Source organism: Lentibacillus juripiscarius, assembly GCF_042685205.1.
GTDB lineage: Bacteria > Bacillota > Bacilli > Bacillales > Amphibacillaceae > Lentibacillus > Lentibacillus juripiscarius.
The window spans coordinates 1-24667 of sequence record NZ_JBHUNA010000008.1 but is presented as its reverse complement, the minus strand read 5'-3'; the positions used below and the strand labels follow the sequence as shown (position 1 = coordinate 24667).

The 24667-nt window shown below is 41.0% G+C and carries 26 protein-coding genes; 5 read left to right on the top strand and 21 right to left on the bottom strand.

The features are described 5' to 3' along the window. Positions 1-247: 247 nt before the first annotated feature. From ACFSUO_RS05010 to ACFSUO_RS04965, 10 genes are all read right to left on the bottom strand, one after another. Positions 248-451, bottom strand: a complete 204-nt coding sequence (locus tag ACFSUO_RS05010; RefSeq protein WP_382391708.1) for a DUF6007 family protein — start codon at positions 449-451, stop codon at positions 248-250. Between the two features lie 164 nt (positions 452-615). Then, positions 616-897: a hypothetical protein gene (locus tag ACFSUO_RS05005; RefSeq protein WP_382391706.1), complete on the bottom strand. Its 282-nt coding sequence runs from the start codon at positions 895-897 to the stop codon at positions 616-618. Further along, positions 897-1196: a hypothetical protein gene (locus ACFSUO_RS05000; RefSeq protein ID WP_382391704.1), complete on the bottom strand. Its 300-nt coding sequence runs from the start codon at positions 1194-1196 to the stop codon at positions 897-899. The genes ACFSUO_RS05005 and ACFSUO_RS05000 overlap by 1 nt, the downstream gene beginning before the upstream one ends. Before the next feature lie 89 nt (positions 1197-1285). Next, positions 1286-2044, bottom strand: coding sequence for a class I SAM-dependent DNA methyltransferase (locus ACFSUO_RS04995; RefSeq protein WP_382391702.1), 759 nt, complete (start codon positions 2042-2044; stop codon positions 1286-1288). Between the two features lie 205 nt (positions 2045-2249). Continuing rightward, a complete protein-coding gene (locus ACFSUO_RS04990) occupies positions 2250-3293 on the bottom strand; it encodes a S66 peptidase family protein (RefSeq protein ID WP_382391701.1) in 1044 nt (347 codons plus the stop codon). Positions 3294-3558: 265 nt separating this feature from the next. After that, complete coding sequence (locus ACFSUO_RS04985) at positions 3559-4311, bottom strand: hypothetical protein (protein WP_382391699.1); 753 nt, start codon at positions 4309-4311, stop codon at positions 3559-3561. An 866-nt stretch (positions 4312-5177) separates the two neighbouring features. Then, a complete protein-coding gene (parC, locus tag ACFSUO_RS04980) occupies positions 5178-7619 on the bottom strand; it encodes a DNA topoisomerase IV subunit A (RefSeq protein WP_382391697.1) in 2442 nt (813 codons plus the stop codon). A 101-nt stretch (positions 7620-7720) separates the two neighbouring features. Then, a complete protein-coding gene (gene parE, locus ACFSUO_RS04975) occupies positions 7721-9673 on the bottom strand; it encodes a DNA topoisomerase IV subunit B (protein ID WP_382391695.1) in 1953 nt (650 codons plus the stop codon). Positions 9674-9988: 315 nt separating this feature from the next. Further along, entirely contained in the window at positions 9989-11515 is a 1527-nt protein-coding gene (locus tag ACFSUO_RS04970; protein ID WP_382391693.1) for an ABC transporter permease/substrate-binding protein, read from the bottom strand. After that, the gene (locus ACFSUO_RS04965) at positions 11515-12579 is read right to left on the bottom strand and encodes an ABC transporter ATP-binding protein (protein WP_382391691.1); all 1065 of its coding nucleotides are present in this window, start codon (positions 12577-12579) and stop codon (positions 11515-11517) included. The genes ACFSUO_RS04970 and ACFSUO_RS04965 overlap by 1 nt, the downstream gene beginning before the upstream one ends. A gap of 161 nt (positions 12580-12740) precedes the next feature. Here ACFSUO_RS04965 and plsY point away from each other — a divergent pair, with 161 nt between their 5' ends. From plsY to ACFSUO_RS04945, 4 genes are all read left to right on the top strand, one after another. Further along, on the top strand, positions 12741-13322 hold the full coding sequence (plsY, locus tag ACFSUO_RS04960) for a glycerol-3-phosphate 1-O-acyltransferase PlsY (protein WP_382391689.1): 582 nt from the start codon (positions 12741-12743) through the stop codon (positions 13320-13322). An 87-nt stretch (positions 13323-13409) separates the two neighbouring features. After that, complete coding sequence (gene folE2 / locus ACFSUO_RS04955) at positions 13410-14351, top strand: GTP cyclohydrolase FolE2 (RefSeq protein WP_382391687.1); 942 nt, start codon at positions 13410-13412, stop codon at positions 14349-14351. A 3-nt stretch (positions 14352-14354) separates the two neighbouring features. Continuing rightward, the gene (yidD, locus tag ACFSUO_RS04950) at positions 14355-14582 is read left to right on the top strand and encodes a membrane protein insertion efficiency factor YidD (RefSeq protein ID WP_382391685.1); all 228 of its coding nucleotides are present in this window, start codon (positions 14355-14357) and stop codon (positions 14580-14582) included. Between the two features lie 27 nt (positions 14583-14609). Beyond that, positions 14610-14894, top strand: a complete 285-nt coding sequence (locus tag ACFSUO_RS04945) for a HesB/YadR/YfhF family protein (protein ID WP_382391683.1) — start codon at positions 14610-14612, stop codon at positions 14892-14894. Positions 14895-15208: 314 nt separating this feature from the next. Here the strand turns inward: ACFSUO_RS04945 and ACFSUO_RS04940 are convergent, their stop codons facing one another. The 6 genes from ACFSUO_RS04940 to ACFSUO_RS04915 form a co-directional block, all read right to left on the bottom strand. Beyond that, positions 15209-15508: a hypothetical protein gene (locus tag ACFSUO_RS04940; RefSeq protein WP_382391681.1), complete on the bottom strand. Its 300-nt coding sequence runs from the start codon at positions 15506-15508 to the stop codon at positions 15209-15211. Continuing rightward, entirely contained in the window at positions 15508-15933 is a 426-nt protein-coding gene (locus ACFSUO_RS04935; RefSeq protein WP_382391679.1) for an acyl-CoA thioesterase, read from the bottom strand. The genes ACFSUO_RS04940 and ACFSUO_RS04935 overlap by 1 nt, the downstream gene beginning before the upstream one ends. 144 nt (positions 15934-16077) lie before the next feature. Beyond that, complete coding sequence (tlp, locus tag ACFSUO_RS04930) at positions 16078-16296, bottom strand: small acid-soluble spore protein Tlp (protein ID WP_382391677.1); 219 nt, start codon at positions 16294-16296, stop codon at positions 16078-16080. A gap of 184 nt (positions 16297-16480) precedes the next feature. Then, a complete protein-coding gene (locus tag ACFSUO_RS04925) occupies positions 16481-16690 on the bottom strand; it encodes an FbpB family small basic protein (protein WP_382391675.1) in 210 nt (69 codons plus the stop codon). A gap of 95 nt (positions 16691-16785) precedes the next feature. Next, positions 16786-19494, bottom strand: a complete 2709-nt coding sequence (acnA, locus tag ACFSUO_RS04920; RefSeq protein WP_382391673.1) for an aconitate hydratase AcnA — start codon at positions 19492-19494, stop codon at positions 16786-16788. A gap of 352 nt (positions 19495-19846) precedes the next feature. Then, the gene (locus ACFSUO_RS04915; RefSeq protein WP_382391671.1) at positions 19847-20974 is read right to left on the bottom strand and encodes an ATP-binding protein; all 1128 of its coding nucleotides are present in this window, start codon (positions 20972-20974) and stop codon (positions 19847-19849) included. A gap of 271 nt (positions 20975-21245) precedes the next feature. On the opposite strand from ACFSUO_RS04915, the gene ACFSUO_RS04910 reads away from it, so the two are divergent. Beyond that, entirely contained in the window at positions 21246-21677 is a 432-nt protein-coding gene (locus tag ACFSUO_RS04910; protein ID WP_382391669.1) for a DUF2621 family protein, read from the top strand. Between the two features lie 54 nt (positions 21678-21731). On the opposite strand, the gene ACFSUO_RS04905 is transcribed toward ACFSUO_RS04910, so the two are convergent. The 5 genes from ACFSUO_RS04905 to sirA form a co-directional block, all read right to left on the bottom strand. Then, entirely contained in the window at positions 21732-22208 is a 477-nt protein-coding gene (locus ACFSUO_RS04905; protein ID WP_382391667.1) for a CcdC family protein, read from the bottom strand. A 130-nt stretch (positions 22209-22338) separates the two neighbouring features. Further along, positions 22339-22764: a Na(+)/H(+) antiporter subunit B gene (locus ACFSUO_RS04900; RefSeq protein WP_382391665.1), complete on the bottom strand. Its 426-nt coding sequence runs from the start codon at positions 22762-22764 to the stop codon at positions 22339-22341. Positions 22765-22873: 109 nt separating this feature from the next. After that, the gene (locus tag ACFSUO_RS04895; RefSeq protein WP_382391663.1) at positions 22874-23581 is read right to left on the bottom strand and encodes a cytochrome c biogenesis CcdA family protein; all 708 of its coding nucleotides are present in this window, start codon (positions 23579-23581) and stop codon (positions 22874-22876) included. A 193-nt stretch (positions 23582-23774) separates the two neighbouring features. Continuing rightward, entirely contained in the window at positions 23775-23996 is a 222-nt protein-coding gene (locus ACFSUO_RS04890) for a YneF family protein (RefSeq protein ID WP_382391661.1), read from the bottom strand. Between the two features lie 44 nt (positions 23997-24040). Beyond that, positions 24041-24502 carry a sporulation inhibitor of replication protein SirA gene (gene sirA, locus ACFSUO_RS04885; RefSeq protein ID WP_382391659.1) on the bottom strand — a complete coding sequence of 154 codons (462 nt, stop codon included), beginning with the start codon at positions 24500-24502 and terminating at the stop codon, positions 24041-24043. Between the last annotated feature and the right edge of the window lie 165 nt (positions 24503-24667).

Below are 24667 nucleotides of genomic sequence, written 5' to 3'. Positions count from 1 at the left end.
CATTTATTTGATGAAAATGTAATTTGGCGAAACCGCTTGGGCGACAAACAATTGCACTTTTCTACTAAGTTTCAATGAATAATTCAGGCTAAAATATATTCATTCATATCCTCGCATAAATCATTATGTTCACAAACATCATACGTAATTGCGACATAACTTTTTGTCATCATAAACACCTACTTTTCCATTTAAGGTTTGTGCCATTATAGCGCCCGTTTGCCTAAGATTCATACTTCATATCAATCTAATCATTTTTCTTTTTAAGAAAATCAGCAACAATATGAAATGCCATAGCTAAGCCAATCGCAAAGAATACAACAACAATTACGTTTACTAATATGCTCCAAAAATTATAAGTAGGTAAATAAGAAAATAATAAAAACATAGGAACTATAAATATTAGGTCTAACCATCCCGCTCTATTTAAAGCACTTTTTAAATCATTCAATCGAACACCACCTTTTGTACTTTGCATAATGGCTTTCCGAAAGTAAAAATGGTATAAGTCTTATTCCGTTCTCGCGCCCGATTGTTTAGTACAGGATTTCCCTGTTTCGATAAAAAATAAGCCCATCTACAATATCATCAGGGCTTTTATTGCTGCAGAAGTATTTATTTTTCACCAGGAAATAATATACCGAGGACTATGATGTTATCTTGATTTTTTTCATAATACACCCGAAATTTCCTAACAACGATTCGGGATATACCTTTATAGGTTCCAAATTCTTCCGTATAGGTTTCTCCAACAAATTCATTTTTTAAAAATTCCTCAGTATCTAAAATCAATTTAAATATGAATTCCAGAGTCTCTTCTGATGTGAAATGTTCACTCCTAAACTGTAGAAGCTTTTCCCTTACAATTGGGAGCCAGATTATATTTTGGGTACCCACTATTCGAAATCCTTTGCAGAAAGTGAATTTAATAACTCTGAAGTTGACATACCTTTTCCTTTTTTATATTCACTTTTGCTTTCCTCGATCATCTGTTTAAGTTGAGGATTTTTTTCTACATCGGATTTGATTGAATCCTCATCCTCTTCCTGTAGTACGAGGGTAAATTTTCCTTTTCCTGGGATAGAAAAATGAAAAACTGAATTATCACGATCCATATTTTCTATGCGATTCATAAGTTCTTCTGAGGATTCAATAAATCCCATAAAATCACCGCCAGTTTGTATTTTCTTTATCATAACACAATATACGTTTCCTGTATTTTAGAAGCTCACTCTGGCTGCTTAAGCAAAGGAACTACTTCTGCAATCGCGCCCGTTCGGTATAATTATTTATTAGCAATTGCTTCAAATGTGATTGTCTGAGTTGAATCTGTAGGATACTCTCCGTATTTGTAATCTGCTGAGATAATTATATCTCTAAAACCAACCTGTTCAAGAATCATTTTAAACTCTTCAACCCCATACCAGCGAAGTGGGAACCTTTCTAGCTCTGACTGTGTTAATTGGCCATTATTCCATTTTTCATATCGATTATGAGAAATGGTATATTGATTAATAAAGTCAACTTCAACTACTTTGCTTTCTAAAGTGATAATTTCATCATTCTGTAATTCCCAAGTTCTTATTGATGCATTACTGACTGTTAGATCAGTTTGCAAAAAGACATCTAAAATAAGTTTGCCTCCATCGGAAAGATGGTTATAAAAATTTCTCAGCGCACTAAGTGAATCTTCTCTTTTATGTAACAACAAAAATGTTCCAGTTGGTACGATAATCGCCTCATATTCTGTATCCAACGAAAATGACTCCATATTCCCTTCAAATAATTTCGGGTGTAGCCCTCTATTTTCACAGTTATTACGGCAAATTTCCAACATTTCTTCGGATACATCAAAACCATCAACTTTTAACCCTTTTTCTAGGAGTGGAATAAGAATCCGGCCAGTACCAACCCCAGGTTCAAGAACATTACCTTCACACGAAGCCAATCTATCGCTGTAAAACTCCACATCTCCAAAAGGAAGACCAATATATTTGTCTATATCATATACCTTTGAAGAAAGATTGTTATAATAACCCAACATATACCTTTTCCCCTTCCCTCTACCATCACTAAGCAGTGCCTTTAAAGCTAGTTTTAATATTACAATAAATCACACAATAAGGAAATTTATTCTTCAACAATATGGCCCTTATCTGCAATACAGGGCGCAAGCCTTTGTTCCAGAAATGCGCCCGATAATTGAACAGTCATTTTTAGTTATTAGCCAGTATAGTTGAAACACTAATCTATGACACACTAGGCTCCATAAGTGTTATTTGCTGATCTTCAGAATTAACTTCAACTGAAATTCCTAATGGAATAATTGACATTGGATCTGTGTGACCCATATCAAAATTGGTTATAATAGGTAAATCATATTGTTCAAATTCCTTTTGAATAACGCTTGTTATTGTGTTATCTAACTGTTCCTTTTCTTGTGGTGAGTAATCTCTAGCCCGACCAAAAATGAGACCTTGTATACGGCTAAGAATCCCTTGAACACCATAACTTCTTAGTATACGTTTTATATGGTTTACTGTAGTAGTTCCTTCGCCGTTCTCCAAAAAGAGAACCTTATCATCAAAGAATTCGACTTTAGGGAAATACTTTGTACCTTTCATCATTTCAAAAACTTCAATGTTCCCTCCGAATAGTCTTCCTTTTTTTATACCGTAACCTTGTAACCATTTCCACCGCTCGGTATTTTGTTTTTCTTCATTGATTTTTCCAACATTATCAGTATAGGACCAGTCAGGATAACCTTGCGACCAATAATCGAAAGGGTGGTATTCATACTCATTATGTGGCTGAAACAATAAATCCGTAACGTGTTTTTTATAAGAAGGATCCAAGTTTCTAAGTTGAGAAATCCCTGCCATAACAGTAGGTCCATAAAAGGTAACTAACCCTAATTGATTCAAGTATGCTAGAAATGTCGTATTGTCGGATGAACCAATAACAATTTTAGGGTTCCTAAGTATAAGTTCCAGATCCAAATAGGGAAGTATTCTTATGGCGTCATCCCCTCCTATCGAACAAAAGATACCTTTAATATTTGGATCTGCAAATGCTTGATTTAGATCTTCTGCTCTTTGTTTTGGATTATTATAAAGTCGTTCATTAGCTGCACGGGCAGTACCCATTTCTTTTACTTTCAAATTAAATTCCTCTTGCAAAACACTTATTCCATAATTAAAAATATGTGGAAACAGGTTAGGTAAACCTGCTGAGGGAGATATCACTGCAACTGTGTCTCCAGGGTTTAAACGCTGCGGAGTGATAAACTTCATTTTTCATCATCCTTTTATATTCTAACATTTATCAGCTCGCCTATTTTTTCTTATAAGACCTTCACCAATTTGGCTCAATGATGCAATTTTGGCATAATTCTTATTAAAGATTAGCGCCCGTTTGAGTAATAGTCAGAAGCTGTTATCATGCATCTTTTCTAAATAACAAATAACGTATATATAGCTGTAAAACAAAGAAAAAATATTATTCCGACTGTAAATTACATTATTATTGTCCAATACAACTTATCATAAGTGAGTACATTTATTTTTGCTCTGTCATTTCTTCCAAGTAAGGTCTTAAATAATCTTCACAGTGTCTATCGTCGTTTTCAAAAAAACTTGTTATTGCTTCTCTATTATTTTCTAAATAAATAACGTTTTGAAATTCAGGTTTTTCACCTTTTGTAAATAGTATTTCAGTAAAACTTTGATAATGTTTGATTAACTCCTCTTGCGGAATTTTCAATTTAATATGATATAGGATTACTAAAAAGTCATAGGTACCGCCACTTTTTAAAAAGACGGGAGTGCATTTTTCGATATGTTTACTATAATCAATACCCAGTTCTTCATTAAGTTCCCGTAATACACTTTCTTTAATGTCAAAATGATTTCCTTTTTTATCATCCCAGCTTAGACCTCCGCCAACACACTGTAGCCTACCTGGATAGGCTGTATGATTGGCCATTTCGCCGAACACAAATTTTGAATCATTTGTCTCTACTAATCCAGCTCCAAAAACAACTTTGCATCCTTCTTCATCTGCTATATGATTTCTAACCGTGTGTAAATAGTGGGCATAATCAGTACAGTTTAGCATTATTTTGTACAAACTCTCCTGCTCAATTAGAGAATCAACATTAAAAACTTCCCCTCGATGAAACAGGCCATCTTGGTTTATTTCCATCCAAAATTCCTCAATTTCATTCTTTCGTTCAGAAGATAATTGAACTAAATTCTGTGTATATTCTATCTCCACTTCTTTTGTAAGTGGTGTTAATAAAATGGATTTCATAATTTTTATCCTTCCTATAAAGATAACCTGGACTTTTAACAAAATGTCACAATAATGCGATTATATGCACTGTCCTTTATTCCGTTTTTTCGCCCTTTTCCTTAACATTTTAGAATTATGAACCCAACTTTTTTATTTCCAAGGAAGAAGCGCTTCCTCCTATAATTAAACCTCCAAATACCGCAATGATACTACCATACAACCCCCCAATTGTGTAGATGAAAAAATCCCAGTTAACATTATTATTAATCCTATTATAATAAGATTAGTCCTATTCTTTTATCATAACAATCCCTCCCCACTTATTAAACAAACCAATCAAATTAGTACAACAAGTATAACATTTATAATTGAGTATACGTATAGCTTTTTACTTTTAATCATTTAGAAAATGTGAGGTGGTAATCATCTGTCATTTACTGGTACATTTGTTGTCATTCACTGGTAAAAAGTATGTCAACATTGGTACATTTACTTGGCTGTAATCATGTTTAGAGGTTTTTCTCCATTAAGACAGAAACGCAACATTAAGCTGCGGTAAAATGCGACACTCCAGCGGGAAAGGAACAGTCTGAAGACCCCACAGAGAATGAAAGTGAGCGAGGAGGCTGAAGCGTTCCCCGCGGCAAAGAAGACACTGCGAATGCGACCAAAGGAAGCTTGAGCAGATGTCGCGCTTGTACCCGGAGTGGTGAAAGGGAGTATTTTTCCGCAGCGACGTACTAGCACTCAATCCTGATAGAATTGGAAGAAGACATTAAAAAGGTGTATCGTTATATCGACTGCAATGGAAAACAGCAAAGTATGCGAAAAAAGCCTAAATATAAAACAGGCAGCCTTCATGATACGCGGCTGCCTGCTGCTCGTTACTCCTCAAAAGGTTTACTATATTCGGCTTTTTTCCAGACTTCTGTTACTTCTCCCTGATTATCCGTATCAATCACAAATGAACCATTGCTATAGCGGTCACTGGCTGATAATTCAAGTGGATACACGCTGTGCTTCTCACCCTGACTTGTTTGGAAACAAACCGTATCATCTTCCTTGATAGTGAACAGCCCTTTCAGACGATGCGCTTTTGTCTTTAGTTCCCGCAGCATAAGTAATCCGCGTTTCCCACGGCCTGATTTCTCAAATTCACGCAATTTCATCCGCTTGCACGCGCCGCGCTGTGTTACAACTACAAGCGAAGGCTCTGTTAAATCATCGAACGCCTGTCCGCTGACAACGAACTCATCTTCTTTCAGCTGAATAGCTTTCACCCCTGCTGCCCGCTGCCCGACGACCGATATTTCCGATTCATGGTACCATAAACCATATCCTTTGTTGGAAGCAACGAAAACATCACAGTTTCCGTTCGTCTGAAATACATCAACAACCTCATCATCTTCCTTCAGTTTCAGAGCAATCAATGCTTTCGTGTAACGCTGTGCTTTATACAATCCCATTTCACTGCGCTTAACGATCCCATTTTTCGTAAAGAACGTAATATATTGGTCATCACTGAATTCCCTTACAGGTATGCTTCGGATAATGCGTTCATCTTTATCAATTGTAACAAGATTGGAAATATGCTGCCCGAGATCCTTCCACCTGATGTCAGGCAATTCGTGCACAGGGAGGTACATATATTTCCCTTTATTGGTGAACAGAAGGATTTTATCCGTTGTATTCAGTTCAAACAGTCCAACCAGATGATCCTCATCCTTCATCGCGAAATCTTCACCATTTGATGCACTATAGGAACGAAGGCTTGTCCGTTTCACATAGCCGTCGGTTGTTGCTGATACAACCACATCTTCGTTTGCAACTGTCACGTCAATATCAAATGTCAACTCTTCAATCTTATCTTCAATAACCGTATGCCTTTCCCCGGCAAATGTTTTTTTCAATTGCCGTAAATCTTTCTTAATGGTCTGCAGCAATTTCTTTTCGCTGGCCAAAATGGCTTCCAGTTCATTAATTTTCTTTTTCAGTTCAGCTGCTTCTTTTTCCAGTGACGTAACATCCGTATTTGTCAGCCGGTACAACTGAAGTGTGACAATTGCCTCCGCCTGCGCCTCAGAGAACTCATATTTGGCAATGATTCGCTTTTTGGCATCCTGCTTATCTTTAGAAGCCCGAATGACAGCAATCAGTTCATCGAGAATGGATACTGCTTTGATTAGCCCATCCACGATATGTGCCCGGTCGTTGGCCTTTTTCAAATCATGTTTCGTTTGTCTTGTCATGATATCCTTCTGATGGGCTATATAGGCATCAAGGATTTGCGGGAGCGACAATAGTTTCGGTGTCTTATCCTGGATTGCAACCATATTAAAACTATAGGTTACCTGCAAATCCGTGTTTTTATATAAATAATTTAAGACACCTTCACCATCTGCGTCTTTTTTCAGTTCAATCACAACCCGCAAACCAGTCCGGTCTGTTTCGTCACGGACTTCCGCAATTCCTTCCACTTTCCGGTCAATCCGGAGCTCGTCCATTTTCTTGACCATGGTCGCCTTGTTCACATCATATGGAATTTCATCGATTACAATCTGCTGGCGATTGCCGCGGACATCTTCCACTGCCGCTCTCCCGCGGACAACAACCTTTCCTTTGCCGGTTTCATATGCTTTCCTAATGCCGTCAACACCCTGAACAATGCCACCTGTCGGGAAATCCGGGCCTTTGACTGCCTGCATTAATTCAGAGACAGATGCGTCCGGGTTATCCATTTTTTTAATAACAGCGTCAATCACTTCACCCAGATTATGCGGCGGGATATCTGTTGCATATCCGGCGGAAATCCCAGTTGAACCGCTGACCAACAGATTTGGAAATTTGGCTGGAAGGACAACCGGTTCCGAAATCGTATCATCGAAGTTCGGTACGTAATCGACTGTTTCCTTGTCGATGTCACGGAGCATTTCCGAGGCTATTCTGGACAGTCTAGCTTCTGTATAACGCATGGCTGCGGGCGGGTCCCCGTCAATACTTCCATTATTCCCATGCATCTCGACCAGCCGGTTCTGTACTTTCCATTCCTGGCTAAGGCGGACCATCGCATCGTAAACCGATGTATCTCCATGCGGGTGATAATTTCCGATAACCGTACCAACTGTTTTGGCAGATTTACGAAAGTTTTTATCGTACGTATTTTTCTCTTCATTCATTGCATACAGGATTCTCCGCTGAACAGGTTTCAGCCCATCCCTGGCATCCGGAAGCGCACGTTCTTGAATAATATATTTACTGTACCTGCCGAAACGGTCGCCAAGAACTTCCTCAAGCGGAAGGTCCAAATAATTTTCAGTTTGTGCCAAACCAATCCCCCCTAAACCCTTTCTTGTTTTCTAGATACTTATACAAGCAACAGGCCGGTTATAGTTTCAGAACCGGCCTTCAGGTAAAAATTTGCCGCATGTTACGTATGAATCTTATCATTTTCTAAAATATTTGCATCCTCTGTCATGCCGAATTCGACATTGCCTTCAATCCATTTCCTTCGCGGTACCACTTTATCACCCATTAGTGTAGTCACACGGCGCTCTGCCCGGGCCAGGTCTTCAATCGTAACCCTGATCAAGGTCCTTGATTCCGGATTCATTGTCGTTTCCCACAATTGGTCAGCATTCATCTCTCCAAGACCTTTATAACGCTGCACGATATACCCGTTTTTGAATTCCTGGATGGTATTTTTCATTTCGTCATCATTCCACGCATAAACCGTCTGCTCTTTCTTACCTTTACCTTTGGTTATTTTGTACAGCGGCGGAAGCGCAATATAGACCATACCAGCTTCCACTAACGGCCGCATATATCGATAGAAAAACGTCAGAAGCAGTACCTGGATATGCGCGCCGTCGGTATCCGCGTCGGTCATAATAACAATTTTGTCATATTGAACATCCTTCAGATCAAAATCACCGCCGACACCTGCACCAATGGTATGGACAATCGTTGAAATTTCTTCATTCTTGAAAATATCCTGGATCTTGGCTTTTTCTGTATTGATAACTTTTCCGCGCAAAGGCAACACGGCTTGGAATTTACGGTCACGCCCCTGTTTGGCAGACCCGCCCGCCGAGTCACCTTCCACTAGATACAGTTCATTTTTCTGTGGATTTTTTGATTGAGCAGGAGTCAATTTGCCGCTTAGAAGCGCATCTTTTCGTTTTTTCTTTTTACCAGACCTTGATTCTTCGCGTGCTTTTCTGGCCGCCTCCCGTGCTTCTTTCGCTTTGATAGCTTTTTTAATCAGCATTCCTGCAGCATCTGGATTTTCCTCCAAAAAATAGGAAAGTTTCTCTGAGACAACAGCATCGACGACAGAACGTGCCTCGGTGGTTCCGAGCTTGTCCTTAGTCTGCCCCTCAAACTGCAGCATCTCTTCTGGAATGCGAACCGATACGATGGCAGTCATTCCTTCCCGTATATCCGATCCTTCCAGATTCTTATCCTTTTCTTTCAGGTATGCATTCCGTCTTGCATAGTCATTAAATATGCGGGTTATCGCCGTTCGCGCACCTGATTCATGGGTGCCGCCATCCCTTGTTCGGACATGATTGACAAACGACAGCATGTTTTCGGCAAAGCCATCATTGAACTGGAACGCGAAGTCTGTTTCGATTCCCTGCTGTTCTCCTTCAAATGAAACAACCGGATGAAGGGCATCTTTCTCCTCGTTCAGGTATGTAACAAACGACTCAAGTCCGTTCGGAAATTGATAAACTTCCTTTTGCTGCTCCCGTTCATCGGTTAATTCAATTTTGAGCCCCTTTAACAGGAACGCTGATTCCCTTAAACGTTCTGATAGCGTTTCAAATTTGTAAACGGTTGATGAAAAAATGGCTGGATCAGGTTTGAAGTGAATGACGGTTCCTTTTTTGGTTGTTTTTCCCTGTTCTGTCAGCGGGCTTGCCGGTTTGCCCCCGTCCGCAAAGCGCTGTTTGTATTTCTTGCCTTCACGGTAAATGGTCACTTCCAGCCATTCAGAAAGGGCATTTACAACGGATGCGCCCACACCATGCAGTCCTCCGCTTGTTTTATAGCCGCCCTGGCCGAATTTTCCCCCGGCATGAAGGACAGTAAAAATGACCTCTGTCGTCGGTTTCCCTGTACTGTGTGTTCCGGTCGGGATACCTCTCCCGTTATCTTCCACGGAGATACTGTTATCCTTATGGACCGTCACTTTAATAATATCGCCATAACCAGCCAGCGCTTCATCAACTGCATTATCAACAACTTCAAACACTAAGTGGTGAAGCCCACGCTGATCGGTGCTGCCAATATACATTCCAGGTCTTTTTCTGACGGCATCGAGACCTTCCAACACCTGGATTGATTCGTCATTATACTGCATAAATTCATTACTCATTCAGATGCATGCTCCTCTCTTACGTCATGAATGATACATCTTTTTCACTTATCATTTCAATGATAGAACAAATGTTCGTGATTGTAAAATGTCCCTATGACAGCAAGTCTAAAACTATATTACCGTAAAACATGGCCTTTCGTATACTCTGATGGGAAAAATATTAGAAAACTTGGCTTTCACTTGGTCCTTATAGTAAAAGCTTTAGTGTACTTATACAGTAAGAAAGTATCCATGCTTTCTTAACCGCTAAAAAAGAATGACCGTTTCTGGCCATTCTATCAGAATTACTGTAAGTTAGGGCGTGTATCCCTATTATTCACTAATAAGCCCCTCGTTTGTCAAAAATTCACGGGCCACTGTTTCGGGTGACTTGTCTTCATAATCCACTGCGTAGTTCATTTGGCGCATTTGTTTATCGGAAATCTTTCCACCGAGCTTATTTAATATTCCTGCGAGCTCGGGATGCTTTTCCAATGTATCCTCTCGCAGCAGCGGGGCGCCTTGGTATGGCGGGAATAAATTTTCGGGATCATCAAGTGTAATCAGATTCATTTCAACCATATAGCTGTCGGTGGCATATGCATCAATGACGTCCACTTCTCCCTTTGCCAATGCCTCCTGGCGAATTCCCGGATCCATCGTTTTCACATCACTTATAGCCAGATTATATATTTCCTTCATTCCCTGGTAGCCGTCTTTCCGGTCCTTGAATTCCAGTGTAAATCCAGCAGTAATATCATTCTCTATCCGGTTTAGATCACCAATCGATTCCAGGTTGTGCTTATCGGCCAGTTGCTTTTTGACAGCAACAGCATAAGTGTTATTGTATTTCATCGCCTCAAGCATCACCATGCCATATTGTTGCTTCATTCCCTGCTTCGCCTGTTTATAGACTTTTTGTTTATCATTGCTTTCTGCTTCTTGTTCCAAATGCGTGACAATAGCTGTTCCAGTGAATTCGGGGTAAATATCAATACTTCCGTTTTTCAAGGCGCTGAAGACAAATGCTGTTTTCCCCAATCCTGGTTTCAGTTTGACCGTCAAATCGGTTTCTTCTTCAATCAATAGCTTGTACATATTAATCAAAACAGCTGGCTCCGAGCCTAACTTTCCCCCAATTGTTAAATCCGCCTGCTTTACTGGATTGATAAAAAATGGGGATGCGACAACCAATACAGCTATCAAGAGCATGGCTGCAAATGATTTAAAACCGGCACGCCTGGAAATCCGTTCAAATCCGCGCAGCACAAAATCCAACAGTACTGCCAAAAGAGCTGCCGGGATTGCCCCCAGTAGAATTAAATTCAAATCTGCCCCCCGGTCAAGGCCAAGCAAAATCAGCTCGCCCAGACCGCCGGCACCAATTAACGCAGCAATGGTCGTGGTACCAACAATCAATACCATTGACGTACGAATACCAGCCATGATAACAGGCATCGCAATCGGAAGCTCCACTTTCGTCAAGCGTTTGATCGAGTTCATTCCCATTCCGGCAGCCGCCTCTCTTAAAGCTGGGTCTACTTCATTAACCCCGGTATATGCATTGCGCAGAATTGGCAGCAGCCCATAAGCAGTCAAAGCAATAATAGCAGGTGTTTTGCCAATGCCGACAAAGGGAATCAAAAACGCGAGCACGGCCAGGCTTGGAATCGTCTGCATCACAGCAGACACACCAATAATCGGCTCGGCAACCCGTTTATATCTGGTCAGAACAAGCCCGGCCGGGACCGCAATTAAGATGGCTATGACAAGCGATAAAAGTGAAACCTGTAAGTGCTCCCATATCGTTTCCAATAAAATATCCTGCCGATTCCGGAAAACAGTCAGAAATTCTTCCATCAGTAATCCCTCCCATTTTCCGAACCGGTTTCACGTTTCAGATAGAGGACAATATCCTGGTAAGTAAGCGTGCCGATTAATTTACTATCTTTTAATACAGGAAATACCGATTGATTGCTTTGTTGGATGATATCAGTTGCTTCATCCAGTGGCAAATGATTATCAAGCGTCTGCAGCACGCACACCTGTCCATCATGCACAGCCCCAATATAGTCACTAGCTTGATTTTCCAGGATATATGTACCCGTTTTCGGCAGGTTTTTCTGATCCAGTTCATCCAGCGTCATTGTATATGCACCGGATTTGTCTGCAATCACATCAATAGCAGTTTGCCACGGAGATTTTCGCTCACCTACAAATTCTTTCACATAAGCGGTTGCGGGATTCAGCAAAAGCTGCTGTGGCGGGTCAGCCTGGACGATTTCTCCTTCTTTCATCAGACAGACTCTATCACCAAGTGCCAACGCCTCATGCATATCATGGGTGACAAAAACAATTGTCTTTTGAATCTTTTGCTGCAATTCTCTTATATCACGCTGCAGCTGCTCGCGGGTGATTGGATCAAGTGCACTGAATGGCTCATCCATCAGAAGAATATCAGGATCAGCTGCTAAGGCACGCATCACACCAACTCGCTGTTGTTCCCCGCCGGACAATTCACTAGGCATCCGGTCCATGTAAACGGACGGATCAAGGCCAGCCATATCAAGCAATTCCTCTGTTCGTTCACGGATTTCTTTCTGTTTCCATTTTTTCATTTCGGGAACGACAGCAATATTTTCAGCAATTGTCATATGCGGAAACAAAGCTATCTCCTGAAGAACATATCCAATGTTCCAGCGCAATTCATGAATATTATACGCGTGAACGTCTCTGTCGTTTATGTATATACTGCCAGCTGTTGGTTCAGTCAGACGGTTGATCAGCTTCATTGCAGTCGTTTTTCCGCACCCGCTCGGCCCGATTAATGTGACAAACTCGCCTTTGGCAATCTGCAAAGAAAGATGACGAAGTGCCTCAGTTCCATCCGAGTATACTTTGCTTACATCCTTAAATTCAATCATAGTTTCCTTCCTTTTTCGACTGGATTCTCTGCCATCCCCTTCCCAATATAGGATTATAGAAAACATTGCATACAATAACAATGAATAAAGGTTCTTAGAATCCTCATTTCATGGTAAAATGAAGAACAAGCAAAATCATATACCGGAAAGAAGGAAAGCCTATGGAATTTATTTTATTTGCTATTATCGCCTATTTATTGGGGTCCATTCCATCGGGGGTTATCGTTGGCAAAGTCGGTTACAATATGGATATACGTGAGCATGGGAGCGGTAACCTCGGGGCTACCAACACATTCCGCATACTCGGCGTAAAAGCTGGCATTGTGGTAACATTGGCGGATATCTTAAAAGGAACCGCGGCAACAGCCCTTCCACTTTTTTTCGATGCGGAAGTCTATCGCCTTGCAATCGGCTTGTTTGCCGTAGTGGGCCACACCTATCCATTATTCGCCAAATTTAAGGGAGGGAAAGCAGTCGCTACATCAGGCGGCATCATACTGGGCATTAATCCTATCCTGTTTGCTGTGATGGTCCTGTCATTTATTACGACTTTATATATATCCAAGTATGTTTCGCTCTCATCCATGGTTACCGGCATCATTGCTATTATTGTATCTGCTCTGTTCAGGGATCTGGGTCTTATCATTGTCACTGCCGCTTTGACTATTTTTGTGTTTTACCGACACCGTGAAAATATTAAACGGATTAAAAACAAGACCGAGCCAAAAATTACATGGATGTAGCACCGTCAAGCCAATAATTTTATATTTACTCCCAGTTTTAGTATACTTAAAATTGAAGTTCTTAATAGGAAGGGGTCAACAATCGTTATGGATAAGACAAAGACCATCCCGAAGAAACAGTTACCGGATAAAGCACAACGTCATAAATTATTTGGTTCAGTCGAGCCTGGCCCTAAAACAAAACCAAGCAAAAAAAGTGAAATGGCTGACTTACAAAATACACAAGAAGATTTTTTGTTTGATCTGGATGCAGTCGGCATTGCAAATGTGAAGCATCCGATAACTATAACAAGCAATCTTGAACCTAAGACACAAACAACCATTGGTACATTCAAATTTTCGTCCGGTATTGAAAAAGCGAGTAAAGGAACGAATATGAGCCGGTTCACGGAACAGCTCCAGTCGTTTCACCAAAATGGTTTCGTCATTGATTTGAAAACGATGAAAGGTTTTACGAAAGACCTGGCTGACCGTTTAAAACAAAAAGATGCTGACATGGAAATAAGTTTTCCCTGGTTCTACGAGCGGAGGGGCCCACAGTCTGATCTGTCCGGAATGAATCATGCAAATGTCACAATCCATGTACACTATGACGAAGAAGCTGGACACTCCGTTGATGTATCGCTGTCGTCACTCATTACAACTCTATGTCCCTGTTCAAAAGAAATAAGTGAATACAGTGCCCATAATCAGCGTGGCGAAGTAACCATGACCGTGTCATTGACCGAAGACTTTGATGAAAATAAAACAGACTGGAAAGAAATGCTTCTGGAGGCAGCTGAAAGCAATGCAAGTGCCAGACTTCATCCTGTCCTGAAGCGTCCTGATGAAAAAATGGTAACGGAGCAAGCCTATGAAAATCCACGATTCGTTGAGGATTTGACGCGGCTTGTTGCTGCTGACCTATACGAAATGCCATTTGTGACGAAATTCAGCGTTCATTGCCGTAATGAAGAATCCATCCACTTGCATGATGCGATTGCATCGGTAACGTATGATAAACGGCAGAACGAACCACTGGAAGGATAACAGTTGCGGTATATTATGATTGGGCTGATTACATTTTATCGAAAAGCAATCAGCCCGATAAAACCGCCAACATGCAGATTTTTCCCGACTTGCTCTGAGTACGGTCTGGAGGCATTTAAACGGTTCGGTTTTTTTAAAGGCAGCTATCTTACCATCAGACGAATCAGCAAGTGCCATCCTTTCCATCCCGGCGGCGTTGATTTAGTGCCCGACAAACGAAAGAAAAAATAGCGCGATACTTCAAGGGAGTTGACGCAATTGAAATTGAATGTGACAGCTCAGGCAGCTAAGTGGTACAAAGAGGAATTTGAACCCGGAAAGAATGCTCACTTACGGCTATTTGTCCGATATGGTTTTGGAGGGCGAATCCCTGGCTTCTCCCTGGGCGTCAGCAGTGCTGCACCCGATCATGTATATGCTTCAGCCACCACAGATGGGATAACGTTTTTCATTGAGGAAAAGGATGCATGGTATTTTGATGACCATAGTCTGACCATCCAGATGGACCAGCAGGAACAAGAACCGGAATTTGTATATGGGTAAGAGGCGTCTGCAAGTACGTGTTCAAAAAGGAGGATAAAAAGGATCGGTCAGCTAAAGTCGCAACGTCCTGTTGCAACACCGACACTAGTACGTCCTGTGCGTCGAAATTTCGAAGCGGCGTAGTTTTCGAGCATAAGGAAAGCTACCCCGAGTCCGCATCGCACGCAGGAAAAGTGTTTTTCTTTTCCAAGGAGCGGAGAAACAAGCCAACAAAGAAATTCGATGTGTCTTTTTTTACCGGACTTTTTGAACAACCTCTACAAGAGACGCCTCTTTTTTATTTTTTAAAGGCTTTGCAATAAACTAGAGTAAACCTACAGTCCAAACCTTCTAATTTGATCCCACTTTCCCTCTTGCTTTAAAATTTGTTTCTGCCTTTCACCAAACAAATCAAAATGTGGGAACTGTTTATCCTGATGTATCCATTCAGGGCTCAGCTCATATTCTTTTCCCCACTCAGTTAATTTTTCCAAGTCTCTGCACCCTGCTTTTGTAACCGTCACACAGCCTGGGAACCGTTCATCAATCCAGTAATGCGTCAGAAAGGCGATATGGCCTCTTTTCACTTCATCTTTCCATTCTTTCAATTCACTTCTGTTCACTCCGAAAGCCATTAAGCTTCACCATCTAATTGCTGTACATACGTTTCATGCCATTCCGGGAATGCTTTTCGGAGGGACAGTGGACGGAATGTTCCTTTGTTGACAATCACATGTTTAGTAGTTCCGCTAACGGCAATCTCGCCATTTTCTTTCTTAATATTGTAAGCGTAAACAGTGCGGATTCCATCATATGTATCAAGCCAGGTTTCCACCATCGCTTTTTCTCCGTAATGAACCGGTTTCCTGAAATTGATCTGGGCGTCAACAACTGGTGAAACGACATTATTTCTTTCCATTTCCATATACGTCAGCCCCAGGCTTTCTATGTATTTCGTCCGGCCAATTTCAAACCAAACCAGATAATTGGCATGATAAACGACTCCCATTTGATCTGTTTCCTGGTATCTTACTTCAATTGGTGTATGTGTTGTATGCAATATTCTGCTCCCCCTTATAGAAAGGTCTAGTCTATACAATATTTTAGCACATTTCCGTTTAAAATGATGCCAATTTGCACGAAGTATGCAAGCATGCAATATAAAGGAAACCTCAAACCATTGAGTAATGGTTTGAGGCTGGCCTTACTTCCTTGCTTCGTCTTTAATCTCTTGGCGCATACCCTCAATGGCCTCTTCACGACGTTTGTTTTTAGCTTGGATTTTTTCTTTTTGCTCACCGGAACTGTATTCCATCGTTTCATGCGCTTCTTCTATATTTTGAATCGTATCCTGTACCATATCCTGCAGCTTTTCGACATTATCACTCCGGTCATCCGGTTTTGGCTCATACTTGTCCGTCATCGTACATTCTCCTTTGTAAATTGATTTTTACTTAAAATGGTGCTCTGAATTCATTTTCTGCCGAGAAGGAGATATTATACACATTAGATAACCTTGGCTGTCACCAAGGACATCCATAATCTGACGGTTATAAAATAGCCCGTCCGAAATGGTCTGACCTTCAGCCATTCCGATCGGGCTGTTATCACTGTGCTTGGTCTTCTTTCAGTGATTGGCGCATTTTTGTTTCCATTTTTTGTTCGATTTTCTCCATAAGCGTCTCATTCTGCAAAATCTGTTCGCGATTTTCCTGAACAAGTTCTTCAAATGAAGATCTTTTCTTTAATGAAATGGTAATCAGCCCCTTTTTAGAACTAGTATTACCATTTCTTTGAAAATTTATAAGTTCTTTCATTTTTAATTTCTGACTATGAGTACTGAAGCTGCAACTGGCAAGCAAAAAAGCCAGTACATCGAATGGGGTGATGTACTGGCTTTGGGTAGTGATAGTTATGCTTTTACTGGTGAAAGCTTATTGCGTAAAACCATTTGCAGAATGCCGCCGTGGCGGTAATAGTCCACTTCTACATCACTGTCAAAGCGTGCAATAGCGTTAAATTCTGTTTCGTTTCCATCCTTGTCAACAGCAGTGACTTTCACAAGGTCATGCGGTTTGACATGCTCATCTACCTCGACGTTGTACGTCTCTTCGCCGGTTAGTCCGAGCTTATCCGCGCTGTCACCCTGTTCAAACTGCAATGGCAATACGCCCATCATAACCAGGTTAGAACGGTGGATCCGTTCAAAACTCTCGGCAATAACAGTCTTAATACCAAGCAAGTTTGTACCTTTAGCAGCCCAGTCACGTGAGGATCCCATTCCATAATCTTTGCCGCCAATTACAAGGAGACCAGTATTGTCTTCCTGGTATTTCATGGCTGCATCGTAAAATGGCATTACTTCACCAGTTGGCCAATAAGTAGTATAGCCACCCTCTTTTCCTTGTGCCAGCAGGTTACGGATACGGATATTCGCAAATGTTCCGCGCATCATGACTTCATGGTTTCCACGACGAGATCCGTATGAGTTAAAGTTTCTTGGTGAAACACCTTTCTCCTGCAGATACTGTCCGGCTGGCATGTCTTTCGGGATGGCACCGGCTGGTGAAATATGGTCTGTCGTTACCGAATCACCAAACTTGCCAATGACACGTAAGTTGTTCAGCGGCTGTACAGTACCTGCTTCTTTGGACAAACCTTCAAAGAATGGCGGATTTTGAATATACGTTGACTCACTGTCCCATTCAAATAATGGCTCATCGGTTGTCTGGATTTCGTTCCATTTGTCATTAGACTCAAATACACTTTCGTATTCTTTACGGAAAATTTCCGGTTTCACAACACTTTGAACCGTTGTTTTAATTTCATCCATCGATGGCCAGATGTCCGCTAAATAAATCGGTTCGCCATCAGCATCGGTTCCTAGTGCATCTTTCGTTAAGTCAACATCCACGGTTCCGGCAAGTGCGTATGCTACAACCAATGGTGGTGAAGCAAGATAGTTTGCTTTTACAAGCGGATGGATTCGGCCTTCAAAGTTCCGGTTACCCGAAAGTACGGAAGAAACAGTCAAGTCTTTTCCGGATATGGCTTCCTCAATTTCCGGACGCAATGGTCCTGAGTTACCAATACATGTAGTACATCCATACCCTACAAGATTGAAACCAAGCTTGTTCAGGTAGTCCTGTAAACCAGAGTCGTCAAGGTAGCGGGTAACTACTTTTGAACCAGGTGCTAATGACGTTTTCACATACTCAGGTACCTTCAGACCGCGTTCAACAGCTTTTTTCGCAAGCAATCCTGCTCCAAGCATAACATAAGGGTTGGACGTGTTCGTGCAAGACGTAATCGCAGCAATTGCCAGTGCACCGGTTTCCATAACGGATGTCTCGCCGTTTGGATGCTCAACCGTCACTTCTTTCTCAAATTCTGATTCATCCATTCCGAGCCCCTGGTTGCCGGCTGGTGCTGTTACAGCTTTGTTGAATTCTTTTTTCATGTCGGACAAAGCAATCAAATCCTGCGGGCGTTTTGGTCCAGACAGGTTTGGCTCCAGTTCTGACAGATTAATTTCGACAAGCTCTGTATATTCAGGATCATCCTGTTCAGCAGAATACCAAAGATTATTTTCTTTACAGTATTTCTCCACCAGTTCAATCTGTTCTTCACTGCGTCCTGTTAGTCGCAGATAGTTCAAGGATTCATCGTCAACAGGGAAGAATCCGCATGTTGCCCCATACTCAGGCGCCATGTTGGAAATAGTTGCACGGTCAGCAAGCGGCATGTCTTTCAGTCCAGGTCCAAAATACTCGACGAACTTTCCGACAACATTTTTCTCGCGCAGGACCTGTGTAACTTTCAGTGCCAGGTCAGTGGCAGTCGTTCCTTGCGGGAAGCTCCCAGTGAACTTAACACCAATTACTTCCGGTGCTGGGAAGTATGATGGCTGACCAAGCATACCTGCCTCTGCCTCGATGCCACCAACGCCCCAGCCAAGGACGCCCAAACCATTAATCATTGTCGTATGTGAATCCGTTCCGACCAATGTGTCCGGGAATGCATCATATGTTCCATCTTCATTTTCAATGCCGTGAACGACATTCGCAATATACTCCAGGTTTACCTGGTGCACAATACCAGTAGCAGGTGGAACTGCACGATAGTTTTCAAATGCTTTCTGAGCCCAGTGAAGGAATTTATAACGTTCCATATTGCGTTCAAATTCCAGTTCCATATTAGCTTTCAGGGCGTTTGGTGTACCATACTGATCAACCTGCACAGAGTGGTCAATGACCAAATCTACTGGCACTTCCGGATTAATTTTATCCGGCTCGCCACCCATATCAACCATCGCTTTTCTTAGTGAAGCCAGGTCAACGACAGCTGGAACCCCTGTGAAATCCTGAAGAATTACCCTGGAAGGTTTGAAAGGAACATCTACCGTATCGGTGTTTTGTACTCCCCATTTTGCCAGCCCTTCAATGTGTTCATCTTTAATGACATGACCGTCCCGCTGACGGATAAGTGATTCCAGAAGAACACGGATAGAAAAAGGCAGACGGGAGATATTTCCCAAATTTGCATTTTCAAGTGCTTGCAATTGGTAAAAGTTGTACGTTTTACCATTTAAATCGAATTGTTTTTTTGTGTCAATTCCCATAACACTTTACTCCTCTCTCCATTACCTTTTTGGCAGTTTAGAAAGTATATAAATACTTTCTTGCCGCATAAGTGCAACTAAGGCGCGTAAGGCGCACGCCTAGGCTTGCACTCCAAAGCATAAGGGCTTCCAGGAAAGCAAAGAACGCTTTCTAAGAATCCCTTTAGTGATAAGTCAAGTTTGCTAAACAAACTGCACAGCAATTTTGACATAAAAATTCTCTACTGTTTTATCTTATATGAAAAAATGAAAGAAAACAATCGTTTGATGGCTTCTATCATATAGTAAAAAATTATTAACTGTTATAAGTAATAGTTATATAGCAAACAGAGAAATCAAACCAATAGTTATATCAGGATGTTTCTGATTGCGGAAGGGAAATTCTGAACGTACTTCCCTTATCCCTGTTATGCATAATTTGTAAATCCCCACCATGGCGATCCAGAATTTGTTTTGTGATCATGATTCCTAACCCTGTGCCGGATTCCTTTGTTGTAAAGAAAGGTTCACCCAATTTATGTATAATTTCATCCGGAACCCCCGGACCCTCGTCCATAATATCTATTAAAATAGTTTGCTCCTGCAGACAATAAAAAACTTTTATGTGGCCAGGGTTATCCATTGCTTCAATTGCATTTTTTAAAATATTGATGAATACCTGTTTAATCTGCGAACGGTCACAATTAAGACGCAGCCTGTCTTCCCCTTCCTGTACTATGGTAATGTTTTTCAGTTTAGCCTGCGGATGCAACAAAGTAATGACATCATCTATCAGTTCAGGCAGGTTTTCCCAGTCTTTATTGTCGGTCATTGGTTTAGAAATAAACAGCAATTCTGATGTAATTGCCTCCATTTTTTCTATTTCATCTACCATAATCTGATAGTATTCTTCTTTTCGGTTAACTCCAGCCTGCAACAGTTGCAAAAATCCCTTCAGCGATGTTAATGGGTTCCGTATTTCATGTGCTATACCTGCAGCAAGCTGACCAGCAACAGACATTTTTTCCGAACGAATCATCATCTCTTCCGCTTCTTTTTTATCCGTGATATCCTTCGTGGATGCAACATAGTAGTGCCCACCGTTTTCACACACAACCTGTGCTGCAACATTTTCCGTCCGTAGACTATTTCCATTAGCATCCTGAATCGTAATGTAGAATGTTTGGGATGTACTGGAATCAGAGTCAAGCATTTCTTTTATGTACTCCGTATCCTCTGGGGAAAATTTATCGAACCATTTTGTTCCAAGCACATCTGTAACGGTATATCCCAGTAAATTTTCGATTGTATTGGACACATGGATGACTGTACCATTTTCATCCCACACGGTTATAAATCCATGCATATGCTGATCGATCCATGTAAGGATTGGGGAAGGTAAAGAAGTAAAGTTGCAAAATTTGCGAAGTTTCGGGGAGAGGTTCACATGCTGTTCGTTACTGTCGATTTCTGTATGTTTTTCACAATATTTGTCAATCATACCATTCCCTCCTCACCGTGATTATCATGACTTTCCTATTTTCCATTCATATGAAAATATGTAGAATATATGTCACTTGTATGTACAGCAATAACCTATTATAATTGTATTAAATTATAATATACTTCATGAATGATGTAAAAAATTATTGTATAATCTGACTTTAATATGACTTTAGCACTAGCATACTGTTATTATAGACGATAAAAATAAAGAATTAAAGGAAAAAAATTGTATTGACTGTAATTATTAGGGTGAAGTAGGTGATATTATGTCGTTAATTGGCGATATTTTGATTGTTTTGTGGGGATTTCTGCTATTGGGTCTTATGGGTGTTGGCGGTTTCTTCATGTTCCGTAAATTTCTGAAAAAATGGCCTAAAGTTGATGGGAATTCCGCGATGGACTGGGAAGAATTCTATATTGAAGAAACAAAGCATATGTGGGGGGACAGGGAGAAAGAACTGCTGGCTGATCTCGTCTCACCTGTACCCGAATTGTTTCGGGATGTAGCCAGACAGAAGATAGCCGGAAAAATCGGTGAAGTTGCCCTGCGGAAGAAACGAAAAACAATTACACAGGACATCCTAATCGAAGGATATATTTTGGCGACACCAAAACGTGATCACAAATTTCTGCGCAAAAAACTGAATCAGCGCAACATCGATATTGCCCCATATGAATATTTATTTGAACTCGAATAAAATCAACACTTCTCCTGACAGGAAAAAATCGTGCGTTCCGCTATGAACGCACGATCAACCACCTGCATATTCCAGTTTCTTTTCCAATTTCTTATACTTATACAGCATCGCCAGGCGCCAGGAAACAATCATACCAAAAGCAAGCAGGAAAAACATCCCGCTTGTCTCCCCCACAGCAATACTTGCCCCGATAGCAAGCTTCAGAATAATCCTTGCAATCAATAGTGCAAACAGTATAAAAACAAATGACTTGGAAGGGATCAAATAAATATCATTGCCCCGTATTTCAAATTTGGACGTTTTAATGAGGAAAACGGAAAACATCATGCCCACTAATACTGCTTCTGCTACCTGCATCCAGCTCACCCGGAACACAGGAAATAGAAACATCAATGCACCGGTACTCATAAACAAAGGCGGCAAAATTATTTTTTTGGCCGACGCCGGTTTTCTGGATGCTTTTAGACGAACAAAAATCATGGTTACAGCCATGAAAGCTGCAACAATTGTACTACCCAGCAGCCACAACATTCCTGATCACTCTTTCCTTCATATCTATCCGGCCAGTTCAGCATCAGTCAACCAGATCCGGTTTCAATTTCATTGTATTCCTTAACTGCTTATTCGCCATTGCGGGTCTTACTTGATAAGTTCCCCCTAATTACTGATCACTTGCGATCGACAAGATAATGGATATGGTAACCCCCAAAACAGTAAAGTAGACACCAAAATCAAACAGCATAGCAGTAGCCAGCTCAAGTTCCCCCAAAATAGGAAAATGAAAATAGCCATATGTATGTGATAAGAACGGTTGGTCAAAAACGAACGATCCCAGCCCTGTTCCAACGGCAAGCAACAGTCCAAAGGGAATCAGCAAACGATAACTGACCGGAAGCACTTTCTCCATTACCCCTGCCCCATATGCCATATACATTAACACAATCGCGGCCGAGGTCATTAATCCCCCAACGAATCCCCCTCCAGGTGCATTATGCCCGGCAAGCAGCAAATAAACCGAGAAACCCAATAAAATGAAGGCGATTAATGATGTTGTCGTACGCAAAATGAGATCATTTGGTTTGTACATTGGGGTAAAGCTCCTTTACTTTTAAAGTTCTTCTATTACTTCTCCAGACTTTCCTTATCTTATGTTTTCAGTTTAATACAAATAAAGCAAAAATCCAATTCCAATAGTCCTAAAAACCCGAAAATCCAAACATGCTCGCCAAAAATGATGTCAGGTCAGTCAGCCAGTCAAAGAATAACGCAATTCCCATAAGAATCATAATATAACCGCCTATTTTCGTGATCTTTGAACTGTTTCGTTTGATCCAGTTCAAATTTCCGACAAAGAATGACAGAATAAAGAACGGAATGGAAAACCCTAAAATATAGCTTATCATCAAAACCATACCCAGGTCCGGATTAGTTGCTGCCAGCGAAATGACAACCATTAAAATAGGACCCATACACGGTGTCCATCCTAATGAAAATGCCAGGCCAATCAGAAACGACCCTGCAAAACCAGCCGGACGGTTTTTAAACGTTATTTTTCTGTCTTTCATAAGAAACTTAAAATTAAAGACACCTACAATGACGAGACCGAAAAAGACAATGACAATCGCCCCGATCTGCCTGATTATATCCCGGTTTGCATCCAAAAATTCAGATATGAACGAAGACCCGAAACCAAGCATGATGAAGACCGCTGAAAAACCAAGCAAAAAGAACAATGTATGTAATAAACTTTTCCGATTCAGCATTTTGTTTTCATCTTTTATTTCGTTGAGACTCATCCCGGTAATATATGATAAAAATGCCGGGTATAGTGGCAACACACACGGTGAAATAAACGATAGGACACCAGCGCCAAATGCAATGAATATATTTATTTCTTCCGACATGAAATTCCTCCTAGCATCATCTTGCTTCCATTTTATCAGATGGAAAACGGAAACCCGGTCGTGTCTTTGACAATAATGGTACAATTACGGCATTCGGGAAAGTACCAAGTAAAATACCCCTGTTATCCAGACATAACTAGGGGTTTTCACGGATTTTCAGGCAACGAACCCATTCATAATCAAAAAAATGGAGTCATTTTCCTTGCTGGTTATTCATTTGACGCATCATTTGATTAATTTTTTTCTGCGATGGTTTTTGTCCCATTTGCATCATCAATGTTCGCAGCATTTGCTCATTAATAGGCGGGTTCTTCTTCAAATAGTTCATCATATATTTTCTGGCAATGAAAAATCCGAGTGCAACACCGGCTATTAAAGCAACAATGGCGATTAAAACAACCCAAATTGTGCCCATTCAAGCTTTCCTCCTTCATGTTGTCTCCAATACAGTATAGTAAATCAAAGACAGGAATACAATACTTGTCCAGGCTTGTCCTTTTCTGTCAGCTGAATGACAGGGGAAATCCAGCCAAAATCCTCGGTATTGTTCCCTACCACAAACAAATACGGCTGAAAAGAACGCAGTGCAGGAAAAAGCAGTTCTTCAGCGTCATGTATGATGTCACTTCGAAAGTTTATACGTTTTCTCTCCATATGTAAAGAAATATACCGCTCACCTTCATAGACTTTCAGCAAGCCGTCTTCCTGTTTCATGTTCGTCCTGGATGGAAGAGAGCCTATAATATGGGCTATCAGTGATGTTTGCGGAAAATCATGCGTAATATACTGAAATTGGCTAACAAGATCTTCTCTCCCCTGGTTTTGTTCATAACTTTTGATGAACCGGCACAATATCTCACTTCTATAATAAAAGAAATGCGCAAATTCCTCTCTAATCCAGTAAATAGAGTAATGGTTCAACAGAATCCCTCCTCATCTACCCCCCATTATACCGATTCTATTTTCAAAGTTTGTCATACCACGGAGCAAACTGCTTCTAGTTTTGTCGAGATGCATAAAATAGAGTAGGGTAACCTTTCTCAAGGCTACCCCCTCATCAAACCGCACGTGCCCTATTAAGGCATA